This is a genomic window from Bradyrhizobium sp. USDA 4461, from assembly GCF_054055655.1.
Genome location: NZ_JBSRXM010000001.1, coordinates 7,229,947 through 7,248,362, shown reverse-complemented (window position 1 = coordinate 7,248,362; position 18,416 = coordinate 7,229,947). Strand labels below are relative to the sequence as shown.

Genomic DNA, 18,416 nt, shown 5'->3' with positions numbered 1-18,416 from the left:
GGGCGGCAGAGGACCGCCGTCCGCACCATCATTGGAATGCATCATTGGAAGTTTGCGTGGTCATGCTCAATCCGTTGAGCAATCGGGACATCGCCCATGGCTGACATTGCGCTCGCGCCGCGACGTGCGAAGACCGAAATCCGCGAAGCGTCCGCCTGGGACCAGCTCCGCCACAACAAGAACTGGCTCGGCTTCTGGTTCATGCTGCCGGCGATGGCGTTCCTGATCTTCTTCCTGGCCTATCCGCTGGGCCTCGGGGTCTGGCTGTCCTTCACCGACACCCGCATCGGCCGGGTCGGTCATTTCATCGGCACCGAAAACTATGAGTGGCTGTGGGACGATTCGATCTTCTGGCTGTCGGTGTTCAACACGCTACTCTACACCTCCATCGCCAGCGCCATCAAATTTGCGGTCGGGCTCTATCTCGCGCTGCTGCTCAACGAGCGCATGCCGTTCAAGGCGCTGCTGCGCGCCGCGGTGCTGATCCCCTTCATCGTGCCGACCGTGCTGTCGGCACTGGCGTTCTGGTGGATATTCGATTCCCAGTTCTCGATCATCTCCTGGTCGCTCAGGCACCTCGGCCTGATCACCCAGAACATCAACTTCCTCGGTGACACCACCTGGGCCCGGATCTGCGTGATCTTCGCCAATATCTGGCGCGGTGTGCCGTTTGTCGCGATCACGCTGCTGGCCGGCCTGCAAACCGTGCAGCCTTCGCTCTATGAAGCCGCGACGCTGGACGGCGCATCGCGCTGGCAGATGTTCCGTTTCATCACCTATCCGTTGCTGACGCCGATCATCGCGGTCGTGATGACGTTCTCGGTGCTGTTCACCTTCACCGATTTCCAGCTGATCTGGGCGATGACCCGCGGCGGGCCGGTCAACGCCACCCATCTGATGGCGACGCTGTCCTATCAGCGCGCGATCATCGCCGGGCAATTGGGCGAGGGCGCCGCGATCTCGAGCGCGATGATCCCGTTCCTGCTCGCCGCGATCATGGTGTCCTGGTTCGGCTTGCAGCGCCGGAAGTGGCAGCAGGGAGAGAGCAATGACTGATCTTTGCCGCCGCTGCTGCTTTTTTGCGCGAACGGGGCAGGCCCCGCGCGCGCCAGGGAGAGAGCAATGACTGATCTTCCTGCCCAGAAGGTCGACCTCAAGTCCATCCTGTCGACGCCGGCGCGCGCCGACAACAGCGAGGGCATGAGCTATTTGCAGTCGGTGCCGCGGCGGATCGTGACGCTGTACATTCCGCTGTCGATCATCGTCATCATCCTGCTGTTCCCGTTCTATTGGATGGGACTGACGGCGATCAAGCCGGACGACCAGCTGCTCGACCTCGACAAATACAATCCGTTCTGGACCTGGAATCCGACCTTCAAGCACATCCACAAGCTGCTGTTCGAGAGCTACTATCCGCACTGGCTCTGGAACACGATGTATGTCGCGGTCGGCGCCACCGTGCTGTCGATCATCGCGAGCGTGCTGGCGGCCTATGCCATCGTGCGACTGCGCTACAAGGGGGCCAATCTCGTCGGCGGGCTCATCTTCCTGGCCTATCTGGTGCCGCCGTCGATCCTGTTCATTCCGCTGGCGACCGTCGTGTTCCAGTACGGCCTGTTCGATTCGCCATTGGCGCTGATCCTGACCTATCCGACCATCCTGATCCCGTTCTCGACCTGGCTTCTGATGGGCTATTTCAAGACCATCCCGTTCGAGCTCGAGGAATGCGCGCTGATCGACGGTGCCAGCCGCTGGCAGATCCTGATCAAGATCGTGCTGCCGCTCGCCGTTCCCGGCCTGATCTCGGCCTTCATCTTCTGCTTTACGCTGTGCTGGAACGAGTTCATCTACGCGCTGACGTTCCTGCAATCGACCCCGAACAAGACGGTGCCGGTCGCCATCGTCAACGAATTCGTCGACGGCGACATCTATCGCTGGGGTTCCCTGATGGCAGGGGCGCTATGCGGCTCGCTGCCGCTGGTTATTCTTTACGCCTTCTTCGTTGAGCATTATGTCTCGGCGATGACGGGTGCCGTGAAGGAATGACGCGCAAGGCCCGCAGCTGAATTCGAACAACAAAGCCAACAAGACAAGAATAAGGAGAGCAGGGTCGTGCACATTCTGATTCTGGGCGCCGCCGGCATGGTCGGTCGCAAGCTGACCGAGCGTCTGTTGCGTGAGGGCCGTCTCGGCAAGCAGGACATCAGCAAGATGACCCTGCAGGACGTGGTCGCGCCGCAGAAGCCCGCGAATGCCGCGATCCCGGTCAATGTCATCGCGTCCGATTTCGCCGACGCCGGTGCCGCCGCGCCGCTGATCGTCGAGCGCCCCGACGTGATCTTCCATCTCGCCGCGATCGTGTCGGGTGAGGCCGAGGCCGAGTTCGACAAGGGTTACCGGATCAATCTCGATGGCACCCGCTATCTGGTCGAGGCGATCCGCGCCGTCGGCGGCGGCTACAAGCCGCGGCTGGTGTTCACGTCCTCGATTGCGGTGTTCGGCGCACCGTTCCCGGAGAAGATCGGCGACGAGTTCTTCCACACCCCGCTGACCAGCTACGGCACCCAGAAGTCGATCTGCGAGCTGCTGATCAACGACTACACCCGCAAGGGCCTGCTCGACGGGATCTCGATCCGCCTGCCGACCATTTGCGTGCGTCCGGGCAAGCCGAACAAGGCGGCGTCCGGCTTCTTCTCCAACATCATCCGCGAGCCATTGGCGGGCGAGGAGGCGGTGTTGCCGGTCTCCGAGGACGTGCGGCACTGGCACGCCTCGCCGAGATCGGCGGTCGGCTTCCTGATCCATGCCGGTACCATGGATCTCAACGCGATGGGCCCCCGGCGCAATCTCAGCATGCCCGGGATGTCCGTTACCGTCGGCGAGCAGATCGCCGCGCTGGAGCGCGTCGCCGGCAAGAACGTCACCGCGCGGATCAAGCGGGTGCCAGATCCGACCATCATCGGCATCGTCTCCGGCTGGCCGCGCGATTTCGCCACCGAGCGCGCGCTGCAGCTCGGCTTCACCACTGCCGAGAAGACATTCGACGACATCATCCGCATCCACATCGAGGACGAGCTCGGCGGCAAGTTCGCCGCCTAGCTCGCTCAGGCGCGCGGGCCTTGCCATGACGAGGGTTGCCAGCATCGGCGAATGCATGATCGAGCTGCGGGCGGCGCCGGGTGGGCAGCTCGGCGGGCTGTATTCGCGCTCCTATGGCGGCGACACGCTCAACACCGCGGTCTACCTGTCCCGGCTCGGCGTCCACATCGACTACATCACGGCGCTCGGCGACGATGCGCTCAGCGATGAGATGATCGCCGGCTGGGCGGCGGAAGGCATCGGCACCAAGCATGTCGCGCGATTGGCGGGCAAGCTGCCCGGCCTCTACATGATCCAGACCGACGACAAGGGCGAGCGGCGCTTCTTCCACTGGCGCGACAGCGCCGCCGCGCGCGAGCTGATGGACCTGCCCGAGACGGAGGATCTCCTGAACTCGCTCGCGACATACGACCTCGTCTATCTGTCGGCGATCACGCTCTCGATCCTGCGCGAGGAGGGGCGGGAGCGGTTGATAACAGCGCTGAAGCGTGCGCGGTTGCTCGGCACGCGCTTCGCGTTCGACACCAATTTTCGCGCCCGCGGTTGGCCGGACCTCGCGATCGCACGAAAGGTCTTCAGCAGCGCGTTCGAGGCGGCCGATATCGTGCTCGCTTCGACCGAAGACCTGGCGCCGCTCTATCCCGACGAGGACAACACCGCGTTGCTCGCCGGCATCTCGAGCCCCGAGGTGGTGCTGAAGCTTGTCGAGCCTGCCTGCATCGTGCGCTCCGCCGGCGGAACGCGCGAGGTGAAGGCCGAGCCGCTGATCAAGCCGGTGGTCGATACCACGGCCGCCGGCGACAGTTTTGCCGCGGCCTATCTCGCTGCACGGCTCGGCGGCGCCGAGCCCGAGGAGGCGGCGCGCGCCGGCCATCGCCTCGCCGGTGTCGTGGTGTGCTATCCCGGCGCCATCATTCCGCGTTACGCCATGCCGCCGAAGAAGGCGCCCCGTCCCCCACCATCCCGCAAGGCCTCGCAATGACAACGACATCGGAGCAGGACCGGATCGCCGAACTGATCCGCCAGGCCACCGTGATCCCGGTGCTGACCATCGAACGGCTGCAAGACGCGGTGCCGCTCGCCAGGGCGCTGGTCGCGGGCGGCGTGCGGACGCTCGAGGTGACGCTGCGCACGGCGGTTGCGGTCGACGCCGCCAAGGCGATCATCGCCGAGGTGCCCGATGCGGTGGTCGGGATCGGCACCATCCTCAATGCCGACGATCTGGCGCGCGCCGAGGCGCTCGGCGCCAAATTCGGCATCAGCCCGGGCGCAACGCCCGAGCTGTTGAAGGCGGTGGCTGCCAGCGGCCTGCCTTTCGCGCCGGGAATCGCGACGGCGTCCGAGCTGATGCAGGCGCTGGCGCACGGCTTCGACGTCGTCAAATTCTTCCCCGCCGAACAGGCCGGCGGTATCAAGGCACTGCGGGCGCTGGCCGGTCCATTCCCCAACGTCAGGGTCTGCCCGACCGGCGGGATCGGCGAGGCCAATGCCGCCACCTGGCTTGCGGAGCCGAATGTGCTGGCAGTCGGCGGCTCCTGGCTCTGCCCGGCGGCCGATATCCGCGCCGGCAACTGGGCAGGCATAACCGCCATGTGCGCCAAGGCGATGAAAACGCTGAAAGCTAGCTGAAGATACGCTACATAACTCCCGAACAGGAACAGGGAGAGACGGCCATGACAGCAGCCAGCATCGTGGGTTGGGCGCACACGCCATTCGGAAAGTTCGACGCGGAGACCGTCGAGGGGCTCGTCGTCAAGGTCGCCAATGAGGCGCTGGCTGACGCCGGTATCGCCGCATCCGACGTCGACGAGATCATGCTCGGCCATTTCAACGCCGGCTTCTCGCCGCAGGACTTCACGGCCTCGCTGGTGCTACAGGCCAATCCGGCGCTGCGCTTCAAGCCGACCACCCGGGTCGAGAACGCCTGCGCCACCGGCTCGGCCGCCGTGCATCAGGGCATCCGCGCCATCGAGGCGGGTGCTGCGAAGATCGTGCTGGTGGTCGGCGTCGAGCAGATGACCAGGACGCCGGGTCCGGAGATCGGCAAGAACCTCTTGAAGGCGTCGTATCTGCCGGAGGACGGCGACACGGTCGGCGGTTTTGCCGGCGTGTTCGGCAAGATCGCGCAGGCCTATTTCCAGAAATACGGCGACCAGTCGGATGCGCTGGCGATGATCGCCGCCAAGAACCACAAGAACGGCGTCGCCAATCCCTATGCGCAGATGCGCAAGGATTTCGGCTTCGAGTTCTGCCGCGCTGAGAGCGAGAAGAACCCGTTCGTTGCCGGTCCGCTGAAGCGCACCGATTGCTCGCTGGTGTCGGACGGCGCCGCGGCGCTGGTGCTGACCGATGCCGAGACCGCGAAATCCATGGGCAAGGCGGTCAACATCCGCGCCACCGCGCATGCGCAGGACTTCCTGCCGATGTCGAAGCGCGACATCCTGCAGTTCGAAGGCTGCACCACCGCCTGGCAGCGCGCGCTGCAGAAGGCCGGCCTGCAGCTCTCCGATCTCTCCTTTGTCGAGACCCATGACTGCTTCACGGTTGCCGAGCTGATCGAGTACGAGGCGATGGGCCTGACGCCGAAGGGGCAGGGCGCACGTGCGATCATGGAAGGCTGGACCCAGAAGGACGGCAGGCTGCCGGTCAATCCGTCCGGCGGCCTCAAGGCCAAGGGCCATCCGATCGGCGCCACCGGCGTCTCGATGCACGTGATGAGCGCGATGCAGCTCGCAGGCCAGGCGCCCGAGGGCATGCAGCTCAAGAACCCGCAGATCGGCGGCATCTTCAACATGGGTGGTGCTGCGGTCGCCAACTACGTCTCGATCCTCGAGCCGGCCAAGTAGTCTGAACAGTAGCTTGAACATTGCCGAATGGCTGGCAGCGACGGCGCGGGCGCGTCCCGATGCGCCGGCGCTGCTGACCGGCTTCGACCTCGACGCCGACTACGCAACCTTCGCCCGCCGCGCCGCCTCGATCGGGGCGGCGCTGGCGCGCGATCACGGCGTCGTTGCCGGCGACCGCATCGCGCTGTTTGCGACGAACTGCACCCAATACCTCGAATGCCTCTACGGCATCTGGTGGATCGGCGCCGCGGCGATCCCGATCAACGCCAAGCTGCACGGCCGCGAAGCGGCCTGGATCTGCGGCAATGGCGGCGCCAAGCTCGCCTTCGTCTCCGACGACACGATCGGCGCGCTGACCGAAGCGAAGGACGATTGCCCCGCCGGCATGACCATGCTGTCGGTCGACAGCGACGCCTACAAGATGATGCGGAGCGGTGAGGGCGCGCCTGCGCCGCTGCCGCGCGAGACCAACGATCTTGCCTGGCTGTTCTACACCTCAGGCACCACAGGCCGTCCCAAGGGCGTGATGCTCAGCCACGGTAATCTGCTTGCGATGTCGCTGTGCTATCTCGCCGATGTCGATCCGGCGACGCCGCACGATGCTTCGCTCTACGCCGCGCCGATCTCGCATGGCGCCGGCCTCTACAATTTCCCGCATGTCCGGATGGGCGGCCGCCACGTCGTTCCGGAGTCCGGCGGCTTCGATCCGGACGAGGTGCTCAATCTCGCCCGCCAACTCGACAACGTCGTGATGTTTGCCGCGCCCACCATGGTACGCCGGCTGGTCGATGCCGCGAAGCGGCGCGGCGAGACCGGCGAGGGGCTGCGCACCATCGTCTATGGCGGCGGGCCGATGTACACGGCCGACATCCTGGACGCGATGGCGACGATGGGCCAGCGCTTCGTGCAGATCTACGGCCAGGGCGAGTCGCCGATGACCATCACGGCGCTGTCGCGTGATTGGCACCATCAGAGCGATCATCCGCGCTATCTGGAGCGGCTGGCATCGGTCGGCACGGCGCAGAGCGTCGTCACCGTGCGCATCACCGGCAAGGACGGCCGGCCGTTGCCCGCAGGCGAGACCGGCGAGATCGAGGTCAAGGGCGCAACCGTGATGCTCGGCTACTGGAACAATCCGAAGGCCAATGCCGAGACGCTGAAGGACGGCTGGCTGCGCACCGGCGATGTCGGCCGGCTCGATGCCGATGGCTTCCTGACGCTGTCGGATCGCTCCAAGGACGTCATCATCTCAGGCGGTACCAACATCTATCCGCGCGAGGTCGAGGAAGCGCTGCTGACCCATCCCGATGTCAGCGAGGTCTCGGCCATCGGTGTACCGGATCCGGAATGGGGCGAGATCGTCGTCGCCTGCGTCGTGCTCGAGAACGGCGCCACGGCCGACGACGGCCGGCTCGACGCGCATTGTCTGGCCTCGATCGCCCGCTTCAAGCGGCCGAAGCGCTATGTCTATCTCGATGCCCTGCCGAAGAACAACTACGGCAAGGTGCTGAAAACCGCGCTGCGGGAGATGATGGCCAAGGGCATCAGCTCCAAAGGCGTGGACTCCAAAAGCTTGGGCTAAAACGCAATCAGGCCGGGTTGAATCGAAAACATCGAAAACAACCCCATGCACAGGAGGGATTGGGGTCACCGGGGCGGTTAAAGGATAGGCCACAGCCTCCCGTCGCGCTAAGCTGGCAGCGGCTTCTCACCGGGAGAACGGACCATGGGAATCGAGACGTCGTTGTCGCTGTCGGAAGTGAACGATCGCATCGCGATCCTCCGGGACAATATCAGGCAGCTGATCGAGCAGGCCGCGGGCGCAGCCGGCGCCGAGGTCGAGGAGCGCATCGCCGAGCGGCTCGAGCAGCAGAATGCGGAACTGGAAAAGCTCCTGAAGGCGCGCGAGGTGATGACGGGTGGCCGGTGATGGCCAGTAGGGTGGGCAAAGGCGCTTGCGCCGTGCCCACCATCTACGCTGTGCTCGTGGTGGGGGGCACGCTTCCGCCTTCGCTTTTCGAGCTACGGTGGACAAGCCGCTTGGCCCACCCCACTGGCTCTGATGGAACGCCAGCGTTCCGCTTCGCGGAAACCGCCGGCCGCCACCGCGCATACGCCCATACGCTCGGCGCAGCTTGATCTCCGAGAAAACCTCCCGTTACTAGGCTTCAATCCACAACAGCCGGGGAGCGAGCAGCACGATGGGACCATTGCAGGGTATCAAGGTCGTCGACATGACGACCGTGCTGATGGGACCCTACGCCACGCAGATGCTCGGTGATTACGGCGCCGACGTCATCAAGGTGGAATCGCCCGATGGCGACGTGACGCGGCAGATCGGTCCGACCCGGCATCCCGGCATGGGACCGGTGTTCCTCAACACCAACCGCACCAAGCGCTCGATCTGCCTCGACCTGAAGAAGCCGGCCGGGCGCGAGGCCGTGCTGCGGCTGATCGCGAAGGCCGATGTGCTGGTCTACAATGTGCGCCCGCAGGCGATGGCGCGGCTGCAACTCGGCTACGACGTCGTCGCCAAGATCAATCCGCGGCTGATCTATGCCGGCGTGTTCGGCTTCGGCCAGGAAGGACCGTATGCCGCCAAGCCCGCCTATGACGATCTGATCCAGGGCGCCACCGCATTGCCGGCGCTGATGGCGCAGACCTCGGACGGCGTGCCGCGCTACGTGCCGAATGCGCTGGTCGATCGCATCGTCGGCCTCACCGCGGTCGGCGCGATCTGCGCGAGCCTGGTGCATCGCGACCGCACCGGGCAGGGCCAGCGCGTCGACATCCCGATGTTCGAGACCATGGCGGGTTTCGTCATGGGCGACCACATGGGCGGGCTGACCTACGATCCGCCGCTCGACAAGGGCGGCTATGCGCGTCACCTCTCGCCGGATCGGCGGCCGTACAAGACCCAGGACGGCTACATCTGCGTGATCGTCTACAACGACAAGCAGTGGGAGAACTTCTTCAAGGCGACCGGGCGGGACGATCTGCGCAGCGATCCGAAATTCGCGACCTTCGCCGGCCGTGCCACCAACATCGATGTCGTCTATGCCGAGCTCGCGCGTATCCTGCTCACCAAGACGACCGCCGAGTGGAACGAGATCCTCGAGAAGGCCGATGTGCCCGTGATGCCGATGCACGATCTCGAGAGCCTGTTGCAGGATCCGCATATGGTCGCGACCGGCGTCTTCCCCGTGGTCGATCACCCGACCGAAGGGCGGATCCGCAGCATGACGCCGTCGGCACGCTGGTCGGAGACCAGGGTCGAGCCGAGCCGGCTGGCGCCGCGGCTCGGCGAGCACAGTGAAGCGATCTTGCGCGAGGCCGGTTTCTCGACCGAGGAGATCGCGGCGATGCTGCGCGACGGTGTCGCCAAAGCGGTGCAGGCATAGGAGACGACAGATGGATTTCGCACTCTCCGCCAACCAGGAATCGATCCGCGACGCGGTGGCAAAAATCTGCTCGCGCTTCGACGAAGCCTACTGGCTGAAGAAGGACAAGGAGGGCGGCTATCCCGTCGATTTCCACCGCGCGCTGGCCGATGCCGGCTGGCTCGGCATCTGCATCCCGGAGGAATATGGCGGCTCAGGCTTAGGCATCACCGATGCCGCGATCATGATGCGCACGATCTCCGAATCCGGCGCCGGCATGTCCGGCGCCTCCGCCGTGCACATGAACGTGTTCGGGCTCAATCCGGTGGTGGTGTTCGGCACCAAGGAGCAGTGCCAGCGCATGCTGCCGCCGATCATCGACGGCCGCGACAAATCCTGCTTCGCGGTCACCGAGCCCAACACCGGCCTCAACACCACGCAGCTCAAGACCCGCGCGGTGCGCCAGGGCGACAAATACATCGTCAACGGCCAGAAGGTGTGGATCTCGACCGCGCAGGTCGCCAACAAGATCCTGCTGCTGGCGCGCACCACGCCGCTCGAGGAGGTGCGCAGCCCGACCCACGGCTTGAGCCTGTTCTACACCGATTTCGACCGCAAGCGCGTCACCGTGCATGAGATCGAGAAGATGGGCCGCAAGCCGGTCGACTCCAACGAGCTGTTCTTCGAGAATTTTGAAATTCCGGTCGAGGACCGGATCGGCGAGGAGGGGCGCGGCTTCGAATACATCCTGCACGGCATGAACCCGGAGCGTATCCTGATCGCGGCGGAAGCCGTCGGGCTCGGTCAGATCGCGCTGAAGCGGGCGTCGGACTATGCCAAGGGGCGCATCGTGTTCAACCGTCCGATCGGCATGAACCAGGCGATCCAGCATCCGCTGGCGAAGTGCTGGATGGAGCTCGAGGCCGCCTGGCTGATGGTGCTGCGCGCCGGCTGGCAGTACGACCAGAACCTGCCGTGCGGACCGGCCGCAAACGCGGCCAAATATCTTGCGGCGGAAGCCGGCTTCCACGCCTGCGAGCAGGCGGTGATGACCCATGGCGGCTTCGGCTACGCCAAGGAATATCACGTCGAGCGCTATTTGCGGGAATCGCTGATCCCGCGCATCGCCCCGATCAGCCCGCAACTCATCCTCAGCTTCATCGGCGAGAAGGTGCTTGGCCTTCCGAAGTCGTATTGATGATGAGCGACGGGTCTCTGCACTTGTCATTCCGGGGCGCGCCGCTTGGCGCGAGCCCGGAATCCATCGGGCGACATACAGTGCGGCGAAATGGATTCCGGGCTCGCGCTCCGCGCGCCCCGGAATGACGAGGGGAGGGAGTAGCACTATGAGCTTCGTCACCGGCGTCGGTCTCACATCCTACGGCAAGCATGAGGGCCTGTCCTCGCTCGACCTGATGAGCAAGGCGGCCGAGCTTGCGATCTCGGATGCCGGGCTGAAGCGCGCCGACATCGACGGCATCCTGTGCGGCTACTCCACGGTCTCGCCGCACATCATGCTGGCGACCGTGTTCGCCGAGCACTTCGGCATTCGGCCGTCCTACGCCCACGCCGTGCAGGTCGGCGGCGCCACTGGGCTTGCGATGACGATGCTTGCGCATCATCTGGTCGATGCCGGTGTGGCAAAGCACGTGCTGGTGGTCGGTGGCGAGAACCGGTTGACCGGGCAGAGCCGCGACGCCTCGATCCAGGCGCTGGCCCAGGTCGGGCATCCCGACTACGAGGTGACGCTGGGGCCGACGATCCCGGCCTATTACGGCCTGGTCGCGACGCGCTATATGCATGAATACGGCGTGACGCAGGAGGACCTTGCGGAGTTTGCCGTGCTGATGCGCAAGCACGCGGTGACGCATCCCGGCGCCCAATTCCACGAGCCGATCACGGTCGCCGACGTGATGGCCTCGAAGCCGGTGGCGATGCCGCTGAAACTGCTCGACTGCTGCCCGGTGTCAGACGGCGGTGCGGCATGCGTGATCAGCCGGGAGCCGACCGGTGACCAACGTGTTCGCATCCGCGGCTGCGCCCAGGCGCATACCCATCAGCATGTCACGGCCGCGCCCGCGTTGAGCGAGCTCGGCGCCGAGATTTCGATCGCCAAGGCCAAGCAGGCGTCGGGCATCGCGATCTCGGACGTGCGTTACGCCGCGGTCTACGACAGCTTCACGATCACGCTCGCGATGCTGCTGGAAGATCTCGGCCTCGCCGGGCGGGGGGAGGCGGCGGCGCGGGTGCGCGCCGGATATTTCAACGGGGACGGCGAGATGCCGCTCAACACCCATGGCGGCCTGCTCAGCTATGGCCATTGCGGCGTCGGCGGCGCGATGGCGCATCTGGTCGAGACCCATCTGCAGATGACCGGCCGCGCCGAGAACCGTCAGGTGCGCGACGCCTCGGTCGCGCTGCTGCACGGCGACGGCGGCGTGCTGTCGTCGCATGTCAGCATGTTCCTGGAGCGCGTGCGATGAGCGGACCGATCGCCGACTGGACCAAGGGCGCGGAAGCCATTGGGTATCAGACCTGCAACGCCTGCGCCGCGCGGCAATATTTCCGCCGCGGCTTCTGCGCGGCGTGCGGCTCGACCGATCTCGCCGAGCATCGCGCGAGCGGGACGGGGACGGTGTATGCGACCTCGCTGGTCTGCCGCGCCGCGACGCCCGAGACGCGGGCGCATGTGCCCTACAACATCGTGTTGGTCGATGCCGACGAGGGCTTTCGCATGATGGCCCATGGCGACAGCGATCTCGCCATCGGCGACAAGGTTTCGGCGCGCTTCACGCAATTTGCGGGACGGCTGGTTCCGTATTTCGCAAAGGCAAAATGAGGGGCCGAACGATCAGGTCAGTACGCGAGATCAGGCTGAACCAGATCACTCGTGCCCCTCGAGTTGCGGATACTATGTTTGGGCATGATCTTTCGGAAAACCGCTACACACTTTTCCGGATCATGCCTTAGCGCCAATAAAAGACAAAGCTGGCGATGACGAGCATCGCCGTCACCGCCAGCATTTGCGCAAGCGCTTCCGAGGCCGCCCTCTTGGTGGCTTCCTTCATGCGTTTCCCCTAGACTTGGGCGTGACTCATCGTTGCGTGGATGACACGCAAGACGGCCAGATTTTCTACTCGGAACACCCCGCGTCGAGCATTCGCTTTGATGAGTCCCCACTCAGCGAATATCGACTGTGGCAGGGTTGTCTTTGAATGCGGCGGCAATTTGACTCGGGCGTGTTGCTCCTGCGACGGCCGGCAGATACTGTTTCGAACCCGACAGAAACGACAGCAAGATCAAGGTTAGGAAATGGCCCGTATCGACTACTCCGATCCCGCGAAGGCAAGCCCGCGCACCCGCGAGATCCTCGACAAGAACCGCAACGCCAACATCTTCCGCATGATGGCGCATTCGCCGAGCTATTTCGAGCAGTACTGCCGGCTCGGCGGTGCGATCCGCCACAAGGGCGAGCTCGATCCGGTCGTGCGCGAGCTTGCGATCACGCGCACCGGCATCCTCTGCGAGGCGCCCTACGAGATCGTCGCGCACAAGCGCATCGGCAAGAATGTCGGCGTCACCGACGAGCAGAACGCCGCGCTGGAGAACTGGCAGCAGGCTGCCTGCTTCAACGAGGTGCAGCGCGCGGCGCTCACCTTCACCGACGAGATCGTCAAGCTGAAGAAGCCGACGGACGCGACCTTCAAGGCGATCGCGGCGCTGCTGACGCCCGCCGCGCTGATCGAGCTGCAACTCTCGGTCGGCTTCTACATCATGACCTCGAAGTTTCTCGAGACCTTCGAGATCGACATGCAGCCGGTGACGGAAGTGGTGAGCTGACGTCTTTGCCTCTCCCCGCGCGCGGGGAGAGGCCGGATCGCATGCAGCGAAGCGAAATGCGATCCGGGTGAGGGGGAGTCTCCCGCGAATTCGACTTGAGGTTTTTGCTGCGGAAGCCGCCCCTCACCCTTCCCCTCTCCCCGTAAGAACGGCGCAAGAACGGGGAGAGGGGAAACAGACACCTACCCCGACGTCAGCAGATCCACCTTGGCATTCGCCACGATCAGCCGCTCGGCGAGGATCTGCGCGAGGTTGCGCATGATGCGCTCGCCGGCGCGCGGGTGGTGCTCGCGGAAGCGCTCGAAGTCGGTGATCGCCACCTCATAGGCGGTCGCCGACATGTCGGCGAGCACGTCAGCCGAGCGGTTCGGCTCCAGCAGCGCCATCTCGCCGAACGCCATGCCGGCGGTCAGCGTCGCCAGCCGGATGCCGTCGGGCAGGGTGACGTGGACGACGCCGCTGCGCAGGAAGAACAGCGAGGTCGCCTCGCTGCCCGCGGCGATGATCTTCTCATTCGGCTGGTAGGTCCTGACCGTGCAGCGCGCGGCAAGATCGGCGATCTCGGCCTCGCTCAATCCGGCGAGCAGCGGCTGCTCGGACAGCTCGGTCGTCTCAAAGAAATCGATCGAGCCGCCATAGCGATAGACGATCTGGTCTTCCGCCCATTCGATCGCGGTGTCGAGCAGATAGAAATCCCTGATGTTGCCGAGCCGCTTGGTCCACTCGCTGATCGTGGCCCATTCGCGCGAGGTCCGCTTGATGCCGGACAGGATCACGGTGACGCCGAGCTCGGCCAGCTCCTGGAAAGCCTCGGAGACCAGCCGGGCGCCGGCGCGGGTCGTCGCGGTGACGCGGCGCAGGTCGAAGATCACGAACTCCGGTCGCGGGCTGCCGGCCAAGCGGCGCGACACATAGTCGACATTGGACAGCGACAGCGTGCCGACCAATTCGATGACGCGGACCTCCTGGAAATGCCTGGCCAGGATCTCCTGCTCCTGCGGCCGGCGCAGGCGGCGCGACGGATTCTTGCCGATATTGTAGTCGGCGATGATGCTGTGGCGGGCGTCGTCGCTGCGGTTGAGCATATGCAGGTCGTAATGCGCCGACAGCGTCTCGCACACCTTGATGCCGCGTACGCTGTTGCCGTGCTTGTCGAGCTTCGGCGAGTAGCTGCCGAGCCCGAGCCGGGCCGGCAGCGCCGCCAGGATGCCGCCGCCGACCCCGCTTTTGGCGGGGATGCCGACCCGGTAGATCCACTCGCCGGCAAAGTCGTACATGCCCGACGAGGTCATCACCGACAGTGTGCGCGCGATCGCGTAGGGCGTCACCACTTGCTCGCCCGTGAGCGGATTGATGCCGCGGTTGGCCAGCGTCGCCGCCATCACGGCGGTGTCGCGCGCGGTGACGAGGATGGCGCATTGCCGGAAATACACGTCGAGCACCGCAGGCACGTTCTCGGTGATCACGCTGTTGGTGCGCAGGAGATAGCCGATCGCCCGGTTGCGGTCGCCGGTCGCGCTCTCGGAGGCGTAGACCGCCTCGTCGACATCGAGCTCGCGGCCGGCGAAGCGGCCGAGCGCCTCGCGGATATAGTCGAATGCGCCATCGCGCTTGTCGGCATGGAGCAGGCCGGAGCAGGCGATCGCGCCGGCATTGACCATCGCGTTGAACGGGTGGTTGTCGGCATTGAGCCGGATCGAGTTGAAGGGATCGCCGGATGGTTCGACGCCGATCACGCTCTCCACCCGCTCGGCACCCAGCGTGTCCAGCGCCAAGGCGAACACGAATGGCTTTGACATCGACTGGATGGTGAAGGGCACCCTGGTGTCGCCGACCTCGTAGACATGGCCGTCGAGCGTCGCCAGGCTGATGCCGAAATGGGCAGGGTCGGCCTTGCCGAGTTCTGGGATGTAGTCGGCGACCGCGCCGGCGCCCTCCGGGAAGAAGTCTGCGTAACAAGTGTGCAGAAACCGGAGCAGCGGCGGCTGCGAGCGGGCCCAGTTGACGGTGCTGGCGGTGACGGGAGGAGGCGATTGTTTCATCGCCTCCTGTTGTGCAACGCAATCTGGGCGCGCGCAACTGAGCGCCCGTCGTCGTCAGCCGTGCATGGAGCCGAGCGGGCGCGAGCCGATAGCTGCCGGTTTTCGAACAGATGTTCACAAAACGAGCGATTGCTCGGCAAATGTATCGCCATGCGAAACTTTCTAACTGCGAATGTTTCGAGAGCGAAATAGCATGCGGAGCCGTGACGCTCCCAAAGGAGCCGCCGTCCATCACACGACATCTGGGAATTTGGTCCGCGCCGAGTGGCGTGCCGGTAGCGCTCAGGTCTCGACGATCGCGACAGCCTGGCCTTCGGCAATGACATCGTCGATCCTGACCAGAATAGACTTGATTTTGCCTGCTGCGGTCGATGTGACCGGTATCTCCATCTTCATCGCTTCGACGAACGCGATCTCGTCGCCATCGCCGATGCTGTTGCCGGCCTCGACGGGAAGCGCGCAAACACGCCCGGCTACTTCGGTCACGACCTTGATCTCTGGCATTCCAGTCTCCGATACCGTCTTGCGGAAATTTCATCCGGCGAACGGCTTTTTGTTGTGGCGGCAGATTGCCTGAGGTAGCTTGTTCTGCAAGTGGAATTTTATTCCGCATGACGGAATGGAGCCAAGCAAATGGGACGGCGCTCGGAACGGCTTAGCAGGCAGGGAATGCTCGCCAGCGAGACTGGCGATGACGATGTCATCCAGGTGGTGTCGCGCGCCTTCGATGTGTTGCGGTGCTTCGAAGGACACGAAGCCCGGCTCGGCAATCTCGAAATCTCGAACCGCTGCGGCCTGCCGCGTTCGACGGTGTCGCGATTGACGCACACGCTGACGCGGATGGGACAGCTGGTCTATCTGCCGCGCGACCAGAAATACCGGATCGGCCCGAGCGCGGTCGCGATGAGCACCACGATGATGAAGGGCTTGCAGCTGCGCAATCTGATCCGGCTGCGCCTGCAGGATGTCGCCGATCAATTGCCCGGCACCGTGGGCTTCGTGATCCCCGACCGCTTTCATCTGGTCTATCTGGAGTTCGCCCGCGCGGCGAACGCGCTCGGCCTGCATGAAGCCACCGGCAGCCGGATTTCGATGGCGACCACCGCCGCCGGCCATGCCTATACCGCAGCGCTCGATCCCGCGATCGGCGACGCGCTGATCGCGGAGATGGAAGGCGAATTGCCCGAGAGCGCCAAGATGCTGACGCCGCGCATCGCCGCCAACCGCCGTCATTTGCAGGAGCATGGCTACGTCGTCGCCTGCGGCCTGTGGAGCCCGCACATCAACGGCGTCGCAGTGCCGCTGTGGTCGCCGCAGTACCAGACCTATGTGGTCACCACGATCGGCCTGCTCTCGGCGATGTATGACGAGGCGCGGCTGCACCGCGAGGTCGCGCCGCAGATGGTCGAGCTCGCCGCCGCGCTCGGCAGCCTGCTCGAAGGCGCCGACGGCGACATCTTCAGCAACCGGATCGAGCGCAAGTCGCTTCCGGTGGCCAGCCATAACAACAATAAAATCATCAAGACGGGAGCAGTGAATGAACTGGAAGCCGGAACTCGACGACCTCGCCCGGCGCGAAGCGTTCGCGCGGGAGATGGGAGGCGTTGACAAGGTCAAGCGGCAACGCGACCAGGGCCGGCTCACGGTTCGTGAGCGCATCGACAAGCTGATCGACCGGAACAGCTTTCACGAGATCGGTGCCATCTCCGGCATCGCCGAATACGACGAGAACAACGAACTCAAGCAACTGACGCCGGCGAACTGCGTGTTCGGCCGCGCCAGGGTCGACGGCCGCACCGTGGTCGTGGTCGGCGACGATTTCACCGTGCGCGGCGGCTCGGCGGATGCATCGATCTCCGCCAAGCCGTTGATGGCGGAGGAGATGGCGCACGACTTCCGACTGCCGATCATCCGGGTGATCGAAGGCTCCGGCGGCGGCGGCTCGGTGAAGACGATCGAGACCAAGGGCGCGGCCAATCTGCCCGGCGGCGTCGGCGGCACGCGCTGGTACTGGTACACGACCGCCAACATGGCGCGGGTGCCGGTGGTCGGGCTCGGGCTCGGCTCGGTCGCGGGCCTGGGCGCCGCGCGGCTCGCGGCCACGCACTACTCTGTCATGACCAAGAGCTCGGCGATGTTCGTCGCCGGTCCGCCGGTGGTGAAGCGGCTTGGTCAGGATCTGACCAAGCAGGAGCTCGGCGGCGCCGACATCCAGACCCGCGCCGGGGCGATCGACCAGGCCGTCGAGACGGAAGAAGAGGCGTTCGACTATGCGCGGCGTTTCCTGTCCTATCTGCCGTCGTCGGTCTACGATGTGCCGCCGACCATTCCCTGCACCGACGATCCCGAACGCGCCGAAGAATCGCTTCTGAAGGCGGTGCCGCGCAATCGCCGGCAGGTCTACAAGATGCGGCCGATCATCGAGGCCGTCGTCGACAAGGGCTCGTTCTTCGAGGTCGCCGCCAATTTCGGCCGGCCGGTCATCACGGGCCTTGCGCGGATCGAGGGCCGGGCGGTGCTGGTGCTCGCCAGCGATCCCTTCCATTATGGCGGCTCGTGGACCGCGGATGCCTGCCAGAAGGTGGTGCGCTGGGTCGACTTCGCCGAGACCTTCCATCTGCCGGTGGTCTACCTGATGGATTGCCCGGGCTTCATGATCGGGCTCGAGGCCGAGAAATCGGCGACCATCCGCCACGGCGTGCGGGCGATGGCGGCCGTCAACCAGAGCACGGTGCCATGGTGCACGATCATCATCCGCAACGCCTTCGGCGTCGCCGGCGTGGTGCATCAGCCGGCCAACCGCTTCTCGATGCGCTACGCCTGGCCGTCGGCCTATTGGGGCTCGCTGCCGCTCGAGGGCGGCATCGAGGCGGCCTATCGCGCCGAGATCGACGCGGCCGCCGATCCCGCCGCCAAGCTGCGCGAGATCGAGGACCGCCTCAACAAGCTGCGCTCGCCGTTCCGCTCGGCCGAGAAGTTCTGGGTCGAGGAGGTGATCGACCCGCGCAGGACGCGCTCGCTGCTCTGCGAGTTCGCGCGCCTCGCCGAGCCGATCCGCACCGCCGGGCCGCCGCGCAACATGTCGACGCGGCCGTAGGCCGATTTCCCAATCGTCATTGCGAGCGCAGCGAAGCAATCCATTCGTCCACACGCGTTGACGGATGGATTGCTTCGTCGCTTCGCTTCTCGCAATGACGGAGGATGGACGG

17 protein-coding genes are annotated in these 18,416 nt (G+C 65.1%); 15 read left to right on the top strand and 2 right to left on the bottom strand.

Annotated features, from left to right (window positions below; genetic code table 11):
- The first annotated feature begins 96 nt into the window (after positions 1-96).
- From ACVINW_RS34230 to ACVINW_RS34170, 13 genes are all read left to right on the top strand, one after another.
- Positions 97-1,056, top strand: coding sequence for a carbohydrate ABC transporter permease (locus tag ACVINW_RS34230; protein WP_456755352.1), 960 nt, complete (start codon positions 97-99; stop codon positions 1,054-1,056).
- Positions 1,057-1,122: 66 nt separating this feature from the next.
- Positions 1,123-2,046, top strand: coding sequence for a carbohydrate ABC transporter permease (locus tag ACVINW_RS34225; RefSeq protein ID WP_456755351.1), 924 nt, complete (start codon positions 1,123-1,125; stop codon positions 2,044-2,046).
- Between the two features lie 66 nt (positions 2,047-2,112).
- Positions 2,113-3,099, top strand: a complete 987-nt coding sequence (gene denD / locus ACVINW_RS34220; RefSeq protein ID WP_456755350.1) for a D-erythronate dehydrogenase — start codon at positions 2,113-2,115, stop codon at positions 3,097-3,099.
- Between the two features lie 25 nt (positions 3,100-3,124).
- Positions 3,125-4,081, top strand: a complete 957-nt coding sequence (locus ACVINW_RS34215; protein ID WP_456755349.1) for a sugar kinase — start codon at positions 3,125-3,127, stop codon at positions 4,079-4,081.
- Positions 4,078-4,728: a bifunctional 4-hydroxy-2-oxoglutarate aldolase/2-dehydro-3-deoxy-phosphogluconate aldolase gene (gene eda, locus ACVINW_RS34210; protein WP_456755348.1), complete on the top strand. Its 651-nt coding sequence runs from the start codon at positions 4,078-4,080 to the stop codon at positions 4,726-4,728. The genes ACVINW_RS34215 and eda overlap by 4 nt, the downstream gene beginning before the upstream one ends.
- Positions 4,729-4,772: 44 nt before the next feature.
- A complete protein-coding gene (locus tag ACVINW_RS34205; RefSeq protein ID WP_456755347.1) occupies positions 4,773-5,945 on the top strand; it encodes an acetyl-CoA acetyltransferase in 1,173 nt (390 codons plus the stop codon).
- Between the two features lie 13 nt (positions 5,946-5,958).
- On the top strand, positions 5,959-7,527 hold the full coding sequence (locus tag ACVINW_RS34200) for a class I adenylate-forming enzyme family protein (RefSeq protein ID WP_456755346.1): 1,569 nt from the start codon (positions 5,959-5,961) through the stop codon (positions 7,525-7,527).
- A gap of 144 nt (positions 7,528-7,671) precedes the next feature.
- Entirely contained in the window at positions 7,672-7,875 is a 204-nt protein-coding gene (locus tag ACVINW_RS34195) for a hypothetical protein (RefSeq protein WP_050627002.1), read from the top strand.
- A gap of 271 nt (positions 7,876-8,146) precedes the next feature.
- Entirely contained in the window at positions 8,147-9,346 is a 1,200-nt protein-coding gene (locus ACVINW_RS34190; protein ID WP_456755345.1) for a CaiB/BaiF CoA transferase family protein, read from the top strand.
- A 10-nt stretch (positions 9,347-9,356) separates the two neighbouring features.
- Positions 9,357-10,523 carry an acyl-CoA dehydrogenase family protein gene (locus ACVINW_RS34185; RefSeq protein ID WP_456755344.1) on the top strand — a complete coding sequence of 389 codons (1,167 nt, stop codon included), beginning with the start codon at positions 9,357-9,359 and terminating at the stop codon, positions 10,521-10,523.
- Between the two features lie 148 nt (positions 10,524-10,671).
- Positions 10,672-11,808, top strand: coding sequence for a thiolase family protein (locus ACVINW_RS34180; RefSeq protein WP_456755343.1), 1,137 nt, complete (start codon positions 10,672-10,674; stop codon positions 11,806-11,808).
- Positions 11,805-12,164, top strand: coding sequence for a Zn-ribbon domain-containing OB-fold protein (locus ACVINW_RS34175; protein ID WP_456755342.1), 360 nt, complete (start codon positions 11,805-11,807; stop codon positions 12,162-12,164). Before ACVINW_RS34180 ends, ACVINW_RS34175 begins: the two co-directional genes overlap by 4 nt.
- A gap of 473 nt (positions 12,165-12,637) precedes the next feature.
- Entirely contained in the window at positions 12,638-13,165 is a 528-nt protein-coding gene (locus tag ACVINW_RS34170) for a carboxymuconolactone decarboxylase family protein (RefSeq protein ID WP_456755341.1), read from the top strand.
- A 182-nt stretch (positions 13,166-13,347) separates the two neighbouring features.
- On the opposite strand, the gene glsA is transcribed toward ACVINW_RS34170, so the two are convergent.
- A complete protein-coding gene (glsA, locus tag ACVINW_RS34165) occupies positions 13,348-15,207 on the bottom strand; it encodes a glutaminase A (protein WP_456755340.1) in 1,860 nt (619 codons plus the stop codon).
- Positions 15,208-15,489: 282 nt separating this feature from the next.
- The gene (locus ACVINW_RS34160; protein WP_456755339.1) at positions 15,490-15,711 is read right to left on the bottom strand and encodes an acetyl-CoA carboxylase biotin carboxyl carrier protein subunit; all 222 of its coding nucleotides are present in this window, start codon (positions 15,709-15,711) and stop codon (positions 15,490-15,492) included.
- Between the two features lie 129 nt (positions 15,712-15,840).
- Between ACVINW_RS34160 and ACVINW_RS34155 the strand changes: the two genes are divergently transcribed.
- Together ACVINW_RS34155 and ACVINW_RS34150 are read left to right on the top strand one after the other, a co-directional pair.
- The gene (locus ACVINW_RS34155; RefSeq protein WP_456755338.1) at positions 15,841-16,815 is read left to right on the top strand and encodes an IclR family transcriptional regulator; all 975 of its coding nucleotides are present in this window, start codon (positions 15,841-15,843) and stop codon (positions 16,813-16,815) included.
- Complete coding sequence (locus tag ACVINW_RS34150) at positions 16,745-18,304, top strand: acyl-CoA carboxylase subunit beta (protein ID WP_456755337.1); 1,560 nt, start codon at positions 16,745-16,747, stop codon at positions 18,302-18,304. The genes ACVINW_RS34155 and ACVINW_RS34150 overlap by 71 nt, the downstream gene beginning before the upstream one ends.
- The last annotated feature ends 112 nt before the right edge of the window (positions 18,305-18,416 follow it).